14 protein-coding genes are annotated in these 17,205 nt (G+C 38.8%); 1 reads left to right on the top strand and 13 read right to left on the bottom strand.

Annotated features, from left to right (window positions below; translation table 11 throughout):
* Positions 1-95: 95 nt before the first annotated feature.
* Positions 96-683 (top strand): DUF3365 domain-containing protein, encoded by a 588-nt coding sequence (locus LC115_02605; GenBank protein MCZ2355572.1) that lies wholly within the window; start codon positions 96-98, stop codon positions 681-683.
* A gap of 36 nt (positions 684-719) precedes the next feature.
* Here LC115_02605 and ftsZ read toward each other — a convergent pair whose 3' ends face one another.
* From ftsZ to LC115_02540, 13 genes are all read right to left on the bottom strand, one after another.
* Positions 720-2,291: a cell division protein FtsZ gene (ftsZ, locus tag LC115_02600; GenBank protein ID MCZ2355571.1), complete on the bottom strand. Its 1,572-nt coding sequence runs from the start codon at positions 2,289-2,291 to the stop codon at positions 720-722.
* Positions 2,292-2,294: 3 nt separating this feature from the next.
* A complete protein-coding gene (ftsA, locus tag LC115_02595) occupies positions 2,295-3,668 on the bottom strand; it encodes a cell division protein FtsA (protein MCZ2355570.1) in 1,374 nt (457 codons plus the stop codon).
* Positions 3,669-3,697: 29 nt separating this feature from the next.
* Complete coding sequence (locus LC115_02590) at positions 3,698-4,465, bottom strand: hypothetical protein (GenBank protein ID MCZ2355569.1); 768 nt, start codon at positions 4,463-4,465, stop codon at positions 3,698-3,700.
* On the bottom strand, positions 4,462-5,838 hold the full coding sequence (gene murC / locus LC115_02585) for a UDP-N-acetylmuramate--L-alanine ligase (protein ID MCZ2355568.1): 1,377 nt from the start codon (positions 5,836-5,838) through the stop codon (positions 4,462-4,464). The genes LC115_02590 and murC overlap by 4 nt, the downstream gene beginning before the upstream one ends.
* A gap of 233 nt (positions 5,839-6,071) precedes the next feature.
* Entirely contained in the window at positions 6,072-6,710 is a 639-nt protein-coding gene (locus LC115_02580) for a thiamine phosphate synthase (protein MCZ2355567.1), read from the bottom strand.
* Complete coding sequence (locus LC115_02575; protein MCZ2355566.1) at positions 6,711-7,781, bottom strand: zinc dependent phospholipase C family protein; 1,071 nt, start codon at positions 7,779-7,781, stop codon at positions 6,711-6,713.
* A gap of 77 nt (positions 7,782-7,858) precedes the next feature.
* A complete protein-coding gene (gene clpB / locus LC115_02570) occupies positions 7,859-10,480 on the bottom strand; it encodes an ATP-dependent chaperone ClpB (GenBank protein ID MCZ2355565.1) in 2,622 nt (873 codons plus the stop codon).
* Between the two features lie 244 nt (positions 10,481-10,724).
* Positions 10,725-11,315: an SCO family protein gene (locus LC115_02565; protein MCZ2355564.1), complete on the bottom strand. Its 591-nt coding sequence runs from the start codon at positions 11,313-11,315 to the stop codon at positions 10,725-10,727.
* 20 nt (positions 11,316-11,335) lie between these two features.
* A complete protein-coding gene (locus LC115_02560) occupies positions 11,336-12,112 on the bottom strand; it encodes a formylglycine-generating enzyme family protein (GenBank protein ID MCZ2355563.1) in 777 nt (258 codons plus the stop codon).
* Between the two features lie 42 nt (positions 12,113-12,154).
* Positions 12,155-13,561, bottom strand: a complete 1,407-nt coding sequence (gene nirK / locus LC115_02555) for a copper-containing nitrite reductase (GenBank protein ID MCZ2355562.1) — start codon at positions 13,559-13,561, stop codon at positions 12,155-12,157.
* Positions 13,562-13,898: 337 nt separating this feature from the next.
* Positions 13,899-14,603: an SMUG2 DNA glycosylase family protein gene (locus LC115_02550; protein MCZ2355561.1), complete on the bottom strand. Its 705-nt coding sequence runs from the start codon at positions 14,601-14,603 to the stop codon at positions 13,899-13,901.
* 8 nt (positions 14,604-14,611) lie between these two features.
* Complete coding sequence (locus LC115_02545) at positions 14,612-15,244, bottom strand: hypothetical protein (protein ID MCZ2355560.1); 633 nt, start codon at positions 15,242-15,244, stop codon at positions 14,612-14,614.
* Entirely contained in the window at positions 15,241-17,205 is a 1,965-nt protein-coding gene (locus tag LC115_02540) for a glycosyltransferase family 2 protein (GenBank protein ID MCZ2355559.1), read from the bottom strand. Before LC115_02540 ends, LC115_02545 begins: the two co-directional genes overlap by 4 nt.

The raw sequence follows: 17,205 nt of genomic DNA, 5'->3' as shown, positions 1-17,205 counted from the left end.
ATTGGTTCCGAGAATTAAAACAAAAGAAACTTTTTTTGTTTTAAAAGTTTCCTAAAAAATATCATATTTTCTTTAAAAAACTCACTCTTAAATTTATGGATACTTTTTTAAAAATAGGTTTTATCGCTTTTTTAGCACTCTCAGGATACTTAACTTCCTGTAAATCAAATCAAAATCTAACCGAAGCCCAAAAGCAAACGTTTATTCAACGTGGAACGGCAATCACCCAGCAGGTAACTGCCGCGCTGATGAGCAAATTGATTCCCGAAGTCCAGCAAAATGGCCCCAGTCAGGCAATTAAATATTGCTCTGTTCAGGCAATTCCCACCACAGATAGTATTTCTAAACAAGAAAAAGTTACGATAAGCCGCATTTCCCACCGAAACCGAAATCCCAATAATATAGCGAACGCAGCAGAATCAGAGCTAATCAACCGATATATCTCGCAAATAAATGCTGGAAGTACTCTCTCTCCTACCCTAAAAGCCAACGGTAGCCAAACTATTTTTTATTCTCCCATCGTAATTGCGATGCCTACTTGCTTAAAATGCCATGGAAAACTGGGTCAAGACCTTCAACCGGACGTGCAAGAAACGCTTCAAAAACTATATCCAAATGACAAAGCTACAGGCTTTGCGCAAGGAGAACTGCGCGGTTTGTTTAAAATTGTTTTTAGTAAATAATCATAGATACCCTGTTTAAATCAGAGTATCTTATTGTTAATCAGGGCTTCGGTAAATAATTGGGTTACTATTATTGGTTAGGCCGCATCCGCCTTCATTATCTTCACTAATAGAAAATGTAGAATAGATGTTAGGAGACCGTTCTCTTTTCTCTAATGGAAGATTATAGCGTAGATAAGCAGGTTTTTCAAACTCTACTAAGTCTTCTGTACTGTGATAGCTTAAAGTGGTGAATGTGGTGTCCAAACTCTTTTTATTAATGCCGGCTATAACAATCTCTTCTTTTATCGTTATGTCTAAGTCCTGTTTTTGGGGAAATACCGGAATATCCTGTTTTTCAACGGGTTCTGACTTTTGGATGATGTTTTTTGCCGGTTTTTCGGGAGGAGTTTCTGATATTATCTGAGGTGGTTTACTGGCCTGAATTTCTTCTATAACCGGATTTACTTTGGGAACTAAGTGTTCTGCAATAGGTTCTGTTTCCGGGTACTTTAGAGGCTCTGCCAAAAAGTTTCGATTATAAGACGGTGATTCTAAGTGTTTTGGAATATTATTTTGAAAATCTTCTTTTTGGGTAGATAATGAATCTAAGAGGGATTTATTCGAATATTTGGAGTTGGGTAGCGGTAATTCGTCTTTTTTTTTATTAAATCCGGTTGCGATGATTGTTACGGCAAGTCTATCCTGCATAGTTTCGTCATAGACAGTTCCGAATATAATTCTGGCATCTTCTCCAACAGCTTTATAGACATAATCCATAATAACATCAACTTCGTCCAAGGCTAAGGATTCTTCGGATGCGCTGATATTTATCAATACGCCACTTGCACCGTTAATTTCTGTATTTTCGAGGAGCGGGCAATTTAGGGCTTCTTCAATAGCTTGGATTGCTCTATTTTCTCCTTCAAAAGTAGCTGTGCCCATGATAGCAGTACCGCCATCTTTCATAATTGTTTCAACATCAGCAAAGTCTAAGTTAATGTAGCCGCTGCCGGTAACTAATTCGGAGATTCCTTTTGCTGCATCACAAAGCACTTTGTCTGCCATTATGAAGGCTTCACGTTGTTTAAGACCGCGTGAACTGATTTTAAGAAGGTTTTGATTGTTGATGACGATAAGCGTATCTACTGACCGTTCCATTTGTTCTATGCCTGCTTTAGCGAGGTTGGTACGCCACGGGCCTTCAAAAGAAAATGGGGTCGTTACGATACCTACGGTTAGTATTCCTAATTCTTTGGCTAAGGCAGCGATAACCGGCGCAGCACCGGTTCCTGTTCCGCCTCCCATACCGGCAGTGATGAATACCATGCGGGTATCACTTTTTTTCAAGATTTCCCGAATCACATCAACACTTTCTAAGGCAGCATTTTTCCCAACTTCGGGTTTTGAACCAGCCCCCAAACCATTGGTTAATTTCGCCCCCAAAGCTACCCGATTTACAACCGGGCTACGGTTTAAATCCTGTATATCTGTATTAAAGACATAGAACTCAACACCTTTAATTCCTTTTGTAAACATATTGTTTACAGCGTTACTTCCGCCGCCGCCTACTCCGAAAACTTTAATTATCGAACTATCTGAAGTGGGTAAAGCAAAATCTATTGCCATAACTTAGTCTAATAATTGATTTGCGCCTGAAACTGTATCTTCTAAAAAGCCGCGAATTTTGCCAAAAAATCCGGCTTTTTTATTCTCCGGTTGATTTTGTTCTGCAACTTCTTCTGCTGCTGTTACTTTTTGTTTTTGGCGGGAAAGTGTAGATAACAGTAAGTTATCCTGCCCGCCGCTTATGCTATCTTGATTTAAACTCTCTATATTGGTTTCACTAATGATTGGGTTATGTTTTAGGCCATAAATAACAAGCCCCATACCGGTTGAATACATTGGGTTACGGACTTCTGAGGTAAAACCTCTACTTATATGTTCTTGAACATATCCGGTTCTGCAATCTATTCCTGTAATATATTCAACTAATTGCCGTAAATGTGCCATTTGCGATCCGCCGCCGGTAACTACAATGCCTCCGGGTAGCTTTGTTCTTTTATATCCAGCGATTTCAATTTCTCGGTGAACAGCATAAAATATTTCGGATAGTCTTGCCTGAATAATTCGGGCAAGAATAGACTTACGGATTTCTGTGGGTTCTTTATCCCCCAAAGCCGGTACTATAATGATTTCATCTCTGGTTATGGCTGATTCTAATGCACAGCCGCTATCTATTTTGAGTTTTTCGGCTTGCCTTTTCATAATGCTGAGGCCGGCTTTAATATCTTCTGTAATAATATTTCCACCGAATGGGATGATGGCGGTATGACGTATCGCATGGTCTTCAAATATAGCAATATCTGTAGTACCTCCTCCTATATCTACTAAGCATACGCCGGCTTCTTTTTCGTCTTCGGTTAATACCGCATGGCTTGAGGCAATAGGCTCTAAAATCAAGTCTTCTACTTCAAGGCCAGCTTTTTTAACACATCTAAAAATATTCTTGATAGCGGTAGTTTGGCCGGTTATGATATGAAAATTACCTTCTAAACGAACTCCGGACATCCCAATAGGTTCACGAATACTATATTGATTATCAACACAATACTCTATCGGGATAACGTGAATTATTTTATTACCTGCCGGAATGGATATTTTGTGCATATCTTCGTGTAGCCGTGCTACATCAAAAGCAGTAATTTCTGCATCTGGGTTATTTAGTGTAATAATTCCCTTGTGTTGCTTACTTCTGATATGCTCTCCGGCAATTCCTACATGAACTAATTTAATTTCAACGTTAGAATGTTGTTCAGCAGCACGAACTGCTTGCTTGATTGCTTCTATTGTTTTATCTATGTTTTCGACAATCCCGCGTTTTACGCCGTCAGACGGTGCATGGCCTATTCCAAGCACGTCAATGCCGCCAAGGTCGTTCAGCCGCCCAACAATAGCACATATTTTGGTACTGCCAATATCTAATCCGCAGACAATTTTACTCATATTATATATTTTTTCGTTAATTTTTGGGGTTATGATTGGTTATTTTTAGTCGCAATAATTTGATTCTCGTAAGATAAGTTTAAACTTGTATAATAATCCCAGCCTACTCTGGGGATTACATATTTGTAAAACCGCAATAGCACATTAAATTTTTCGGTAATCCTATCTGCTTTCCCAAAATAAATCTCCATATTACCCAATTGAGGTAAAAGACGATATTCTCCATTTTTGTCAATAACAATTTCAGAGACCATCGCGTTAAATAGTGGTTCATGGGTCAAAAAGTAAATAATAGGAAGCATTTCGCGCAGATATGGATGCCGTAAGGTATCTCTATCCTGAACTTCTTCTTGAAAATATCCGCGGATTAAGATGCAGCGAGCCGAAAAATTTGGGCAAATCGGCATTTTTAGATTGTTTTTATCAATATAAAAATCCTGACCTTGTGCTCCTATAACCCTTGCTATAGGTTCACGAAACTTCGCTTGTAAATGTAGATTGTCTAAATTATCAATCCAAACCTCTGCATTTTCAATAAAAGCATTCTGTTCCAGTTTACTTTCCATTTCGTGCAAACTGATGTTTCTGATTCGTTGGCCTAATACATCAGAAGATGCGCCTACTTCTGCCCGAATCCCATCTATATCTAAGAAAAAATTATTTTCACCGGGTAAAATTTCAACTACTACGTCTTTACAAATCTTGTTAGACTGAACCATTTGGCTCTTGCCCATCAAAAGAATGGCTATAACTGACAAGCCAATGTACTTCAAAGTAGGTGAAAACAACTGCTTCATGATGCTTCTGATGTTTGTTTCCCAAACTTTATACTGAGTGCATGAATCATTTCGGGTATCATCAAATCAATATCGCCGGCACCGGTTATTAAACAAACTGACTTAGGCTTGGTAACTTGCATCAATACTTCAATAAGGGACGGCAAAGTTAGGTTATGCTTATGCTCATGCTGGATTTGTTGATAAATAAGTGCGCTTGAAACGTTAAGTATGGATAACTCCCTTGCAGGATAGATAGGAACTAATATGACTTCATCGGCTAAGGAGAGCACAGAAGCAAATTCAGCAGCAAAATCTCGTGTACGGGTAAATAAATGCGGCTGAAAAATAATATTGATTGTATATTCTGGAAACTGTTTTCGGGTAGCCTCAATAACTGCGCGTAGCTCTTCCGGATGGTGTGCATAGTCGTCAATCAAGTAAACATCTTGGTGTGCATAATGCAGTTCGTATCTACGTTTCACACCTTTATAGGTAGATAATGCTGCCCGTATTTGGTTTTCTGAAAGCCCTAACAACCGAGCAATAGAGATTGCTGCAACCGAGTTTGACACATTGTGCTCTCCCGGAATAGGCAGAAAAATATCCGGCCAGAAAACGTCTGCCGACTTATAGTCAAAATAAATGCCCCATTTAGCCGGACGTAAATTAGAAAATGAAATAGTAGATTCTTTTTCTTTACTAAAAATCAACGTTTTTGGCTTTAATTCTTGCTTAAAGGAGTTTAAAACTGCCGGTGTTGTAAGGAGGGTATCCGTAACTTGGTTGGCAAACTTTTCCATAGCTGCCCGAAACTCTGTGTGGGTATGATAAATATCCAAATGGTCTGGATCGGCAGCCGTAATAACAGCAAATTTTGGTGAAAGGGTTAAAAATGAACGGTCATATTCATCAGCCTCAACTACTAAATAGGGAGAATCTCCTGAAAGATAGTTAGAGTCATAGTTTAGCATAATTCCGCCGACAAAAGCGGAACAAGTTATTCCTGATTCGCGCAACAATGTAGTAACCATACTACAAACAGTCGTTTTACCATGTGTGCCGGCAATAGCTATCGTCTTATACTGCTTTGAAATCCAGCCAATTACCTCTGACCTCTTGTAGCACGGAATGTTATATTCTTGGCAATAAACAAACTCTTCATTAGTTACCGGTATTGCTGGAGTGTAAATAACCGCATTTATCTCCTGCAAATGCTTAATATCTATTTCATAAAAAACTTCAATACCTTCTTGGGTTAAAGAGCGGGTAATTGCTGTTTCGGTTTTGTCGTATCCGGAAACCTCATAATTAAGATGCCGAAAGTGCCTTGCTAAAGCACTCATTCCGATTCCGCCGATTCCCATAAAATAAACTCGTTTCCCTAAGAACATTTGTTAAAAACTAAACTGCCTCTGTGAACAATTTTACAAAGTTATTTCATGAAGGGCAATATCTACCTATTTTTGCGGATATAATTTGCAATTGTTTAGTATTAAATCATTTAAAATTTACACAGCATTAACATACCTTAATGATTAGAATTTAGTAGCTGTTATTAAATCAACTATCTTATTATCAGCTACTTTTATATTTTTCTATTTATTAATAAGATAATTTTATTACATCAGGTATCTTTAGTGGCGTGATAATCATTTATGATACGAAGGAATTTTGATATAACCTCTCCCGGATTAGATGCCTGACACCATGCACCGATTATGGCGATTCCGTACGCGCCCGATGCCAAAACCTCATAAGCTGTTTTTTCTGTAATCCCACCAATAGCGATAACCGGTATGGAAGTTTTTGGGCAAAAAGAAGCTAATCCCTGCAAACCCATAGGTGGTAACGCCATTTTTTTAGATGAACTGGCAAATATTGGCCCCACGCCAATATAGCTAACAGGCTGTCTTTGAGCTATGTATAATTCTTCTTCATTATGAACAGTAGCTCCAATGAGCCTATTGGGTAGGCGTTTGCATACTTCATCTAAAGGAGTATCTTCTATTCCTACATGAATTCCGGTATTCTCAAATTTCTCGCAGATAGACACATAATCATTGATAATTAGCGGAATTTTTTTTTCAATACAAAAATTATATGCTTTTTCTAACTGAGAATATTTTTCTGAAGTAAATTGTTTTTCTCGAAATTGAATAACGATATTGCTATCTTGCGGGATGAACTGTAGGAGTTCAAAATGATTATATCTCTGTTGGGTACTTGTATCGGTGATGAGGTGAAGTTTTGGTAGGCTTTGCATTTAGTCTGTAAAGGTTTTTTTCAGAATATTAGCCCATTTTCTTTCGGGTTTCAGTGCGTTTCGGTGGCAAGAGTGATTCAAGGAGGTAGCACAGCATCCTGCCCAGCGTTCGTTTTTCCAAAGGCGAGCAGCTTCTCTATCTAAGATTTTTAGCTTTTTCTCGTAGTTGTCTTCCTGTAATTTACGGCTTGGGTCTATGAGTGAGTTAAGGTCTGGCTGGCCGGCTTGTAACCACGCAGAATACCAAAAAGAACCTACCCTAAGAATAGCCATTCGCATCCTTCTTTCTACCTGCCCGCCAAGCATAGCATGATACATTTTAGAAAAAGGGACAGAATAGACTTTCATATTTGCATTATTTCTGGTTTCAAAGCTATATTTTAAATCTTCTGAAGATTTCTGGGTAAGGTCTTTTTCAAATTGAAATACAGAATCCAATGCGGTGTGGCTTTCCAAAACTGCTTTCCATGCTTCTGCCAGTGGGTCTTCGACCATATAAGCCGGGCCTAAGAAAAAATCATAATTATTGGCAAATAATTCCGGCAGTCTGGATTCCCAAAAACCGTGAATACCGTACTGGCCAGAAAACTGGCCATTATAGTTTTCCGTTGTATGTAAAGGAACGTGAGCATCTGCAATGTAATGGCCTAATTCTGATGAAATACGCAATATTGCATCTGCATTTTTATCCTTAAATGCTTGAATCAGTCTTCTATATTCCTGTTGGATTGTCCAAGGCACAGTTCCATAGGCCAAAATAGTGTCTTCGGAATACTTTTGAGTAGCGTCTTGCCATTTTTTAGGGAAATTTGAAAATGGCAGTTTACCGTAGTGGTCTAAGTCTATGTAATGCTTAGGAGCTTCCCCGTCCACGGCGTAGCGACGTTCATCGGGTTTTACGGCATGTAAAGATATAAACTCAATGTTCGCTTTGAAAAATGGCAACATTTCCGGCGGCAGCGTGTAAACAGCCAAGCGATTAATGCGTGGATGCGCCCAAAAGCCCCAACCATACACCGAAGTACTCGCGGAGCATATCCATAAACTTAAAAATAGCCAACAGTATTTCATTAGCCAAATATACAAACGTCAGTCGGAAATTTAAAATAATATTTTAAATTTCCGACTGACGTTGTTTTTTTTATAAATTATTTTACTTCGTTTAGAACTACTGAATTATTAAAAGTTATTCCGCTATTTGGCTCATAACCAATAACTATATGAGTATCTTTTGATACTTGGCCACTTAGAATTTGTTTTGCTAATTCGTTGATTACTTTTCTTTGAAGCACTCTTTTAAGCGGTCTTGCACCTAATTGTGGGTCATAGCCAAGTTGGGCAAGCCAATCCAAAGCCTCTGGTGTAAATGACACCGAAATATCTTGTTGTAGAGCTTGTTTAGTGAGTATATCTGCTTGAATACGAACGATTTCTAAAAGCTCTTCTCTATTGAGCGGGGTGAAGAGTATTACTTCATCAATTCGGTTCAGGAACTCCGGTCTGAGTGTTTTGCGAAGCAATTCAAATACATCGAGGCGTACTTTTGCGGTGATTTTATCCCGATTGTCTTCCGTCAGATGCATAAATTGCTCTGCAATAAGATGAGCACCTAAGTTTGAAGTCATGATTATGATGGTGTTCTTAAAATTGACAGTTCTACCTTTGTTATCTGTAAGTCGGCCATCATCAAGGACTTGCAGTAATACATTAAATACATCCGGATGTGCTTTTTCGAGTTCATCTAAAAGGATAACGGAGTAAGGTCTTCTGCGGACGGCTTCTGTTAATTGTCCGCCTTCTTCGTAGCCAACGTATCCGGGAGGAGCACCAATCAAGCGGCTTACGGTATGTTTTTCTTGGTATTCCGAGAGGTCTATACGCACCATAGCTTGTTCGTCATTAAAGAGATATTCAGCGAGGGCGCGGGCTAATTCTGTTTTTCCAACTCCAGTAGATCCTAAGAATATAAATGATCCGATTGGTTTTTTGGGGTCATTTAAGCCGGCAGCGTTTCTGCGGATGGCGTGCGCAATAGCTTCAATGGCTTCTGACTGGCCTACTACTCTTTTGTGCAAGGCATCTTCGATGTGCAGGAGTTTCTGCCTGTCGGATTCCAGCATTTTTTGAACGGGGATGCCTGTCCATCTACTTACTACTTCTGCAATTTGCTCACTATCAACTTCTTCGCGTAACATTCTGGTTTCTCCTTGAATTTCACCTAAGGCGTGTTGCAGTGTTTTTACTCGCTGTTCTTGTTCGGCGATTCTGCCATATCGTATTTCGGCTACTTTTCCCCAGTTTGCTTCGCGTTCGGCGCGGTCTGCTTCTGCCCGGAGCTGTTCTATGGTAGCTTGTGCTTCACGGATCTGCTGAATCAGGTTTTTTTCTTGTGTCCATTGGGCACGAAGTGCGTCTCTGGTTTCGCCTAAGTTTGTAATTTGCTCTGAGAGTTCATGGATTTTTTTCTCGTCTTGTTCTCTTCTAATAGCTTCACGTTCAATTTCAAGGGTTCTGATTTTGCGTTCTAATTCATCTAATTCTTCGGGTAAAGAATCTATTTGGAGTCGAAGGCGGGCTGCGGCTTCATCCATCAAGTCAATGGCTTTATCCGGCAGAAAGCGGTCATTGATATAACGTTGTGAAAGCTCTACGGCAGCGATAATAGCGGCATCGGTAATTTGAACGCCGTGATGAATTTCATATTTTTCTTTAAGTCCTCGCAAAATAGAGATTGCATCTTGGGCATCCGGTTCATCTACATAAATTGGCTGGAAGCGTCTTTCTAAGGCTTTGTCTTTTTCGATATATTTTTGATATTCATCGAGGGTTGTAGCTCCTATAGCTCGGAGGGTTCCTCGGGCTAAGGCTGGTTTCAGGATATTTGCGGCATCCATAGCTCCGTCAGCCTTTCCGGCACCTACTAATGTGTGGATTTCATCAATAAACAAGATATACTCTCCTTCTGCGGCGGTAACGTCTGCTACTACGGCTTTTAGTCTTTCTTCAAATTCACCTCTATACTTTGCGCCTGCGAGCAAAGCGCCCATATCTAACGAAAGTATTATTTTACTTTTTAGGTTTTCGGGAACGTCTCCTTGTAAAATTCTGTGGGCTATTCCTTCGGCAATTGCGGTTTTTCCGACCCCAGGCTCCCCTATCAAGACTGGATTATTTTTGGTTCTGCGGGATAGAATTTGCATCACTCTGCGGATTTCTTCATCACGGCCAATTACTGGGTCCAGCTTACCATCACGTGCTAATTCATTCAGGTTCAAGCAATAACGTTTTAATGTATTGAATTTATCCTCTGCATTTGAATCTGTGGCGGTTTTGTTGCCCCGTAAGTCTTTTATTATCTGGCGCAACCCTTTTTCTTGTAATCCTTGGTCTTTTAAGAGGCGGGAAACGGAATTATCGGCTAATAATAATCCTAATAAGATATGCTCTAAGGTGATAAACTCATCTTTTTGCTTACCGGCTTCTTGGTTGGCTATTTCTAAGACCTTAAATTGGTCATTACCGAAATGCTGCCCGCCAAAGGCACCGCTAACTTTTGGATATTTGTCTATCAGTTCATTGGTTTTGGATGCGAGGAATGGAATATTAACCTCCATTTTACGAAATATATGCGGCACTAAGGTATCTTCCGATTTAAGCAAGGCTAAAAGTAGATGCCCGGGTTCTACGACTTGCTGATGTTTTTCTCTGGCAATTTCGGCAGCTTGTTGAAGTGCCTCCCTTGACTTGACTGTATATTGATCAAAATTCATAATTATAGTGTTTTTCTCCGGTGCCTTTATTACAAACTTTATGCAACAACGCACAAACAAGCCAAAATGACTGATTTATGTTTCCGAAAATGCCAAAATGGCTTTTTGGTTGTATTAATATGCAATTAATAAGCTAAATTATGGATCATTTTGAATTATTACGATGATTATGCTAAAAAAAGATTGCCAGAGTGATTTGAATCACTCTGGCAATCTTTTTTTATATCCTTAAATAATTTTCTTTCTAAGAAGTAGTCTTTTGTTCACCTCCAGCAGTTTGTTGGATTTTTTTAACAATTTCTTTATTGTCCAATCCGAGTCCTTCTTGCTGAAACTTCATATCGCCATTTTCGTCAAAGACACTGATAATATTTGAGTGCGAAAAGTCTATGGGAGAAATTTCTTTATATTTAACGGCTAAGGTATTTGCAAATTCTCTGGTTGTTTCTTCTGTTCCGCGTAAAAACAGCCAATGGGAATCTGTCATGTTGTTTTCGATACTAAATTCTTTTAATTTTGGGGGAGTGTCTTTTTTGGGGTCAATGCTAACCAACACATAGCGGATAGGTTTTCCAGATGATTTTCCTACTGCTTTCTGGATATTTTTCATGTCGGCTACCAGCCTTGGGCAGGCAGCTTTGCAGGATGTGTAAATCATCACTACTACTAAGACGTTTCCTTGTAGGTCTTTAAACTGTATTTTTTCTCCTTCTTGGTTTTCCCACTCTGTTTCTAAGTTGTAGATAGATAGTTCACTAATGGTTTGTTTTTCTGGAGTAGATGCAGTTTTTTTACAAGCAGCTAAACTTCCGATTAATAATAAGCAAGTTATAATAGTTTTCACGTTGAATTAAATTACAGATTTGGTGTTTTTGTGGGGATACTTTTGGCGCATCTGAAACCGAGATTAGCGATACAAAAGTTTGCTTTTAGGCTAGCGCGAAGTGCGAAGCGTATAAATGCGGCATAATTCATTAGGTCAGTAGTTCCTACTGATTCGGCGCCACAAAAGTCAGCGTTATCTTCACGTCTTTTTCTGGATTCGTTGCCTAAGATAACCGAATTATAGTCATAGACCCATTCCCAAACAACTCCATGTAAGTCTTTGATTCCCCAGATATTGGCTTCTGTTTTTCCTATATCAAAGAGATATGTTTTGGGGGTTTCATAGCCACTTAGGATTTTTTTGATAAACAGGCTATCTTTTCGGGCATCTCGCTTCTTGGGGCTTGCCATTGCTACGTATTCCCATTCTTCAAGGGTTGGCAATCTTTTTCCTTGACATTCACAGTAGGTTTTAGCGGCGAACCAAGAAATATAATTTACCGGTTTGTTGCTAAACTCGGCTGGTGCGGTATTCGGCAATGCCCAACCATTAAGGTAGTTTTCATCGGCAAATATTTTTTTTACATTTCCTTTTTGCCATTTTGGGTTGTTTTTGACAAACTCCGCAAACTGTTGATGAGTAACCGGGGTAACATCCAGATAGAAATCCTGAACCTGAACATCTGGTGTTTCTGTAGAGCCAAAAAACGGTTTGTAACTTCCCCCTTTAATCAGGTTCATTTTTGTTTGGCTGTAAAGAACATTTGATAGGAACAGTGATAGAACGACAAGGATATTTTTCATAATCTATTTAGTTTACGCCCGGTTACGTTTATTGGATTTTAGCTTTTATTTAGCTCGTACTTTTTTAACGTCTTCTGATTTAATTTCTGTACCATTATTTCCCCATGAGTTATAGACGTACGTTAATACGTTGGCTATTTCTTCATCGGTTAATTTTTGGGCAGGCATTTCGCTGTTATATTTTTTACCATTTACGGTAATTTCGCCTGTTAAGCCTTTTAATACGATGTTGATAGCGCGGTCTTTATCTGCATTTAAGAAGTCAGACTTAGCTAATGGCGGGAAAGCATTAGGTATTCCGGCTCCGTCATTTTGGTGGCAAGCAAAGCATGATTTAGAGTAGAGAATCTTTCCTGCCTCTATTTTTTCTGCTTTTGATAGAACCTTTGCAGGCTTACCTGACTCTTCTGGTTTTGGGGTTTCGTGGATTGTACCGCCTTCGGGGTTGTAAACACCTTCGGTAACAACTCCTTTAAATACATGCTCATTTTTCTCTCCTTCAACGACTAACATTCCCAAAGATCCTTTGTTAAAGGTTCTGAATATAGAGTGATCTACTAAGATCAACTTAGAGGGAACTTCCACTTTAAACTCTACGATAGCTGCTCCACCAGCAGGGATTAATGTTGTTTGAACTTGTTCGTTAATATGTTTTCCGCCTTCGATATAAACTTTGTCAAATATTTCTCCGATAACGTGGAAAGAAGATACGAGGTTTGGGCCTCCGTTTCCGATAAAGAGCCTTACGGTTTCGCCTACTTTACATTTTAAGGCATTTTCGCCGACTATAGAGCCAACTTTTCCATTGAATACAACGTATTCGGGTTTTTCATCAAAGGCTTTTTGCATATCAAATGCTTGCAAGCCGGTTTCTCCGTGCTTGCCGGCAGTATAGAAGTCGCCTTGGCACACATAAAATTCTTTATCCACAGGGGGTAGGCCGCCTTCCGGCTCTACCAAAATCAAGCCATACATACCGTTAGCGATGTGCATCCCTACCGGAGCTGTTGCGCAGTGATAAATGTATAATCCCGGGTTTATCAATTTAAAGTCAAAAACTTTTTCATGACCCGGTGCTACAAAAGAAGCTTCAGCACCGCCACCTTGACCCGTAACAGCGTGTAAGTCAATATTATGCGGTAATTTATTATTGGGATGATTTTTTAAGTGAAACTCTACTTCATCGCCTACACGGGTACGTATGAAAGAACCTGGAACAGTTCCGCCAAAAGTCCAAAAGACATATTTTACACCATTATCTAATTCTCCTTCTTTTTCGATAATTTCTAAATCTACTCTCAGCTTTTGAGCTGGTCTATTTCCAATGGGTTTGGGGACAAGTGGTGGTGAGGTTAGCTCTGCCTGCACAGCCTCCCCGCCCTGAATTTTGATACTCGCATAATCGGTAGTGCCTTTGCCATCTTGTTTACAAGACGTTGCACCGATGCACATACAAATAGCCAAAGCTATATTCCTGAATTTAAATGGTATTTCCATATAAAAAAATTAATGGTTGATTATTAAAAATTTACACTAAGTTCTTAATTTTTATTATACTAAACTATGTATTGTATCACACTATTTAGTGATAAAAATCACAAAAAAAGTAAAGTATATCTTATTAGTAGTGTTTTGTGGTTGCCAATAATGATTGTTGGTTTTCGGTAAAAAAGATTTAAGGGTTTGTGAATGTAATTATATTAATTACCCGACGAATCTGTCAGCACTCAACGCTGGTAAAGGTAACCAAAATTAATTTAAAAGTAGAGAATTTTATTGCAGAAAAGGTCTATCCTTCTTGGGTTACGTAGCTATTAAAGGCTTGTAGGTATTTGTTGATATACTGTTGTTTTTCTTTTGACTTGTATTGTTGGATAAATCTTGGGTGTTCTAATACCACAATTTGGTTAAATAAATTTGCTTCATTATTTAATTGTTGAATAAAATCGGCATTTTTCTTTCCCAAAACAAAAACTCTATCTGTATCTAATCCCAAATTAATATGTTTTTTTAATGACAATATCATAAACTCTTTCAGCATTTCAAAGAGTATTGAATCATCGTAATAATTTGCATTTAAGTATTTTCCGGTTTCTGTTTTTCGTATAATCGCTAATGGGAATGGAGAGTTGATATAAAAGTGTTTAAAAAACATATCTGTTCCGCCATAATCAGCAATCATATCATACACAAATACAGAAGAGATTTCGTGTGTATGTGCTGAAGTCATTTTTATGCCGCAACTATTTTCTAATCGTTTCGTATCTGTGAATGGGATTCCGGTTATTCCTGCGCCATGGCGACCAGGGTTTATTCCTATAATAAATTTACGCCGTATATTATCATTATAATACTTATGGTAAAATTGTTGCATTACCTTTATGGTTTCAAGATTATCCATATATGGGTTCATTACTTGAAAGCCTGCCGGAAGTTTGCCTGTATAATGTAAATTACGGTTGAAGTCAATTACTTTTTCTGCGAAGGTTTCCATTTGAATGCTTATCGGTAAATTCGGTGCCGAGTGGGTATTCGTTTTATTAAAATAGTCTTACCATATCCGGGTTTTCTATCATGAGTTTTATGGCTCACGATGATTCCGCCAAGACGAACTTCTACCATGGGGGTTATGATATGGATATTTTTAATAGGTTTTCCGAGTACTGGATTGTATTTTTCAATGAGATACATAGCTCCAAAAGCTACCTGAAAGTAAACCGACCCAACATAGTTTAAGTTTGCATGAACGCCGGCAAGGAGCATAAAAATATCTCTATCTCGTCTGGGGGTGCCTCTGGGAGTTTTGTTAGCTAACCAGTAGTCTTCTAAATAGTTAAATGATAGAAATATTGGTCTATCGAGCCGTCTGGTGGGTTTTCTCCACCAGAGAATGGGTCTGTAAAATCCTATTTTTTGGCTGTAACCTATTCCTATGTAATGAGTTCCGGCACTTAATCTCAGGGAGGCACCACGCCAATGAACGTCTGCACTGGGTTGAAAAAAAGCGTGCAGCCCACCGGCTCCGATAGACCCTCCAAACTTTACCCGAATCGGCTCTATAATTTGCCCAAAGGTGTTATTCACCAGAAAACCCCACAGTAAAAAAACAGCCCAATAGTGTAAATCTTTTTTCATAAAACAGATCTATCGCCTATATGCCGAAATCCTTTGGCAAAAATTCTACAATCTAAGCCCAATGAGTAATGTAAAGCATAATCTAAATCAAGGTCATCAAGTTCTTGCTGTGTTAAACGGTTAGGAAACGAAGAAGCTACTGCCGGCGTCAGCAAGCCGGGTTTCAACTTAGGGAGTTTGGGGTTATTTAAGTTCGTAAACGAAACAATATGAAAGCGACCAATTAATGTAAAAAACAGTTGTTTTAAAGCTAACTGCGGAGACTGAAATACCCAAAAAATAGCCGGAAATAAACATAACAAGATAAGGCCGGCCACCAAATCAAAAATCTTCTTCTGTAAGCTAATTACCTGATTATTAATCCTAAAATATTCATAGCTATGATTACCCATCAAAATGATGTTTGGCCCGATGAGATAGTTACCATCTGCCGGAGCGATTTTGTAATTCACACCCATTGGAGCAAGCACCTGCATCCATTCCATAATCTGCTGGGCTGTTAGGCTTTTGTTGCAAAAAATCAAATCATCTAAGTTGTAAAACCGGCAAATTTCAGGAAGTTGTGCTAAATTCCCAAGCCACTCTAAGGCCGGAATTGTCTGAGACTCAGTATGTACCCAACCAATAATATCTGCCGGATATTTAATATCATACTTCAACAGTTGCCAAACACGCTGCACTTCTTGTGCATCTCCCACAAGCACTACTTTCTGGTGAACCTTTTCCGTAAAAAAAGGAACTCCAAACCGAAAATAACTATCTAACATCCGGAATAAAGAGCTACTCATAAAGGCTCCTATTGCCGTAAAAAAGACAATCCCCCGAGAAAAATTAATATCTGGAAACAAGAAACTGAGTGTAGCAATACCTATAAAGCCTAACAAGACACCAAAAGTGATGGAACGCAGTTGATAAGGCCGGCGATACCCGCCGGTTAGGTATAATAGTGCCGTAAAAATAAACGCATACAAAGGAGCTACTATCGTTGAAAATACCGCCGGATACGGAATGCCATTAGGCAGATGCACAAAATATTCCCATATATCTTTAACCAATAATGCTATCAGCAAAAAGCCGGTAAAATCTGCAACAGCCAAACCTATTGATGAAATAACCCGCCTAAAAATCGCCAATGCCGCCCGTATGAATACAGCAGCCTGAATAATTCCTAAAAATACAGACTGCCTCCCTCCAGAAAAATGCTTACGCGCAAAAATGAGCATCGCCTGATAAAAAACAACTACATAATTTAAACTTCCTTTCTTAGTACTTTCGCCTTTGTAGTGAATAATGCGTGTATCTGCAAAGTAAACAACTCGATAGCCTGCCTTTAAAACCCTATAAGACAAGTCTATATCTTCGCCATACATGAAATAATCTTCATCTAAGAGGCCAACCTCATCTAAGACTTTTTTCCGAAGCATCATAAATGCACCGGATAATACCTCTACGTCATTTGTTTGATTCTCAGGAAGATATGTTAAATGATATTTTCCAAATCGCTTACTTTTAGGAAAAAGTTTGGATAAGCCAAATATCTTATTAAATGCAACCCAAGGAGTTGGTATTGAACGTTTTGATTCTGGTAGAAATTTACCCTCTCCGTTAATCATACGAACTCCCAATGCTCCTACATCCGGATTTTTGTCTAAATAATCCAGAATTTTTTGGAAGGTATCTTCTTCAACAACTGTATCCGGGTTTAGGAGTAAAACATACTCCCCTAAAGCTCTCCGAATAGCTAAGTTATTTCCCTTAGAAAATCCTAAATTTTCCGTGCTGGCTATTAGTTTTACCCAAGGAAACTTTTCTTGAACAAATGCAGTGCTACCATCTACCGAGTTATTATCAACTACAAATACTTCTGCTTCAATATTTTGAATAGCTTTTTGAACAGAATTTAGTGTTTGTGCTAAAAAATGCTTTACATTATAGTTTACAATTACAATGGACAGCAGCAT

It is taken from the genome of Bacteroidia bacterium (assembly GCA_026932145.1).
Classification (GTDB): domain Bacteria; phylum Bacteroidota; class Bacteroidia; order J057; family JAIXKT01; genus JAIXKT01.
Note: the sequence above shows the minus strand (reverse complement) of the source record. Positions and strands in the feature narration are given on the sequence as shown.

Bases quoted from the DNA above. Each gene is read 5' to 3' on its own strand.
- LC115_02605 (MCZ2355572.1), top strand. From the start codon at position 96: ATGGATACTTTTTTAAAAATAGGTTTTATCGCTTTTTTAGCACTCTCA.
- ftsZ (MCZ2355571.1), bottom strand. From the start codon at position 2,291: ATGGCAATAGATTTTGCTTTACCCACTTCAGATAGTTCGATAATTAAA.
- ftsA (MCZ2355570.1), bottom strand. From the start codon at position 3,668: ATGAGTAAAATTGTCTGCGGATTAGATATTGGCAGTACCAAAATATGT.
- LC115_02590 (MCZ2355569.1), bottom strand. From the start codon at position 4,465: ATGAAGCAGTTGTTTTCACCTACTTTGAAGTACATTGGCTTGTCAGTT.
- murC (MCZ2355568.1), bottom strand. From the start codon at position 5,838: ATGTTCTTAGGGAAACGAGTTTATTTTATGGGAATCGGCGGAATCGGA.
- LC115_02580 (MCZ2355567.1), bottom strand. From the start codon at position 6,710: ATGCAAAGCCTACCAAAACTTCACCTCATCACCGATACAAGTACCCAA.
- LC115_02575 (MCZ2355566.1), bottom strand. From the start codon at position 7,781: ATGAAATACTGTTGGCTATTTTTAAGTTTATGGATATGCTCCGCGAGT.
- clpB (MCZ2355565.1), bottom strand. From the start codon at position 10,480: ATGAATTTTGATCAATATACAGTCAAGTCAAGGGAGGCACTTCAACAA.
- nirK (MCZ2355562.1), bottom strand. From the start codon at position 13,561: ATGTGCATCGGTGCAACGTCTTGTAAACAAGATGGCAAAGGCACTACC.
- LC115_02550 (MCZ2355561.1), bottom strand. From the start codon at position 14,603: ATGGAAACCTTCGCAGAAAAAGTAATTGACTTCAACCGTAATTTACAT.
- LC115_02545 (MCZ2355560.1), bottom strand. From the start codon at position 15,244: ATGAAAAAAGATTTACACTATTGGGCTGTTTTTTTACTGTGGGGTTTT.
- LC115_02540 (MCZ2355559.1), bottom strand. From the start codon at position 17,205: ATGCTGCTGTCCATTGTAATTGTAAACTATAATGTAAAGCATTTTTTA.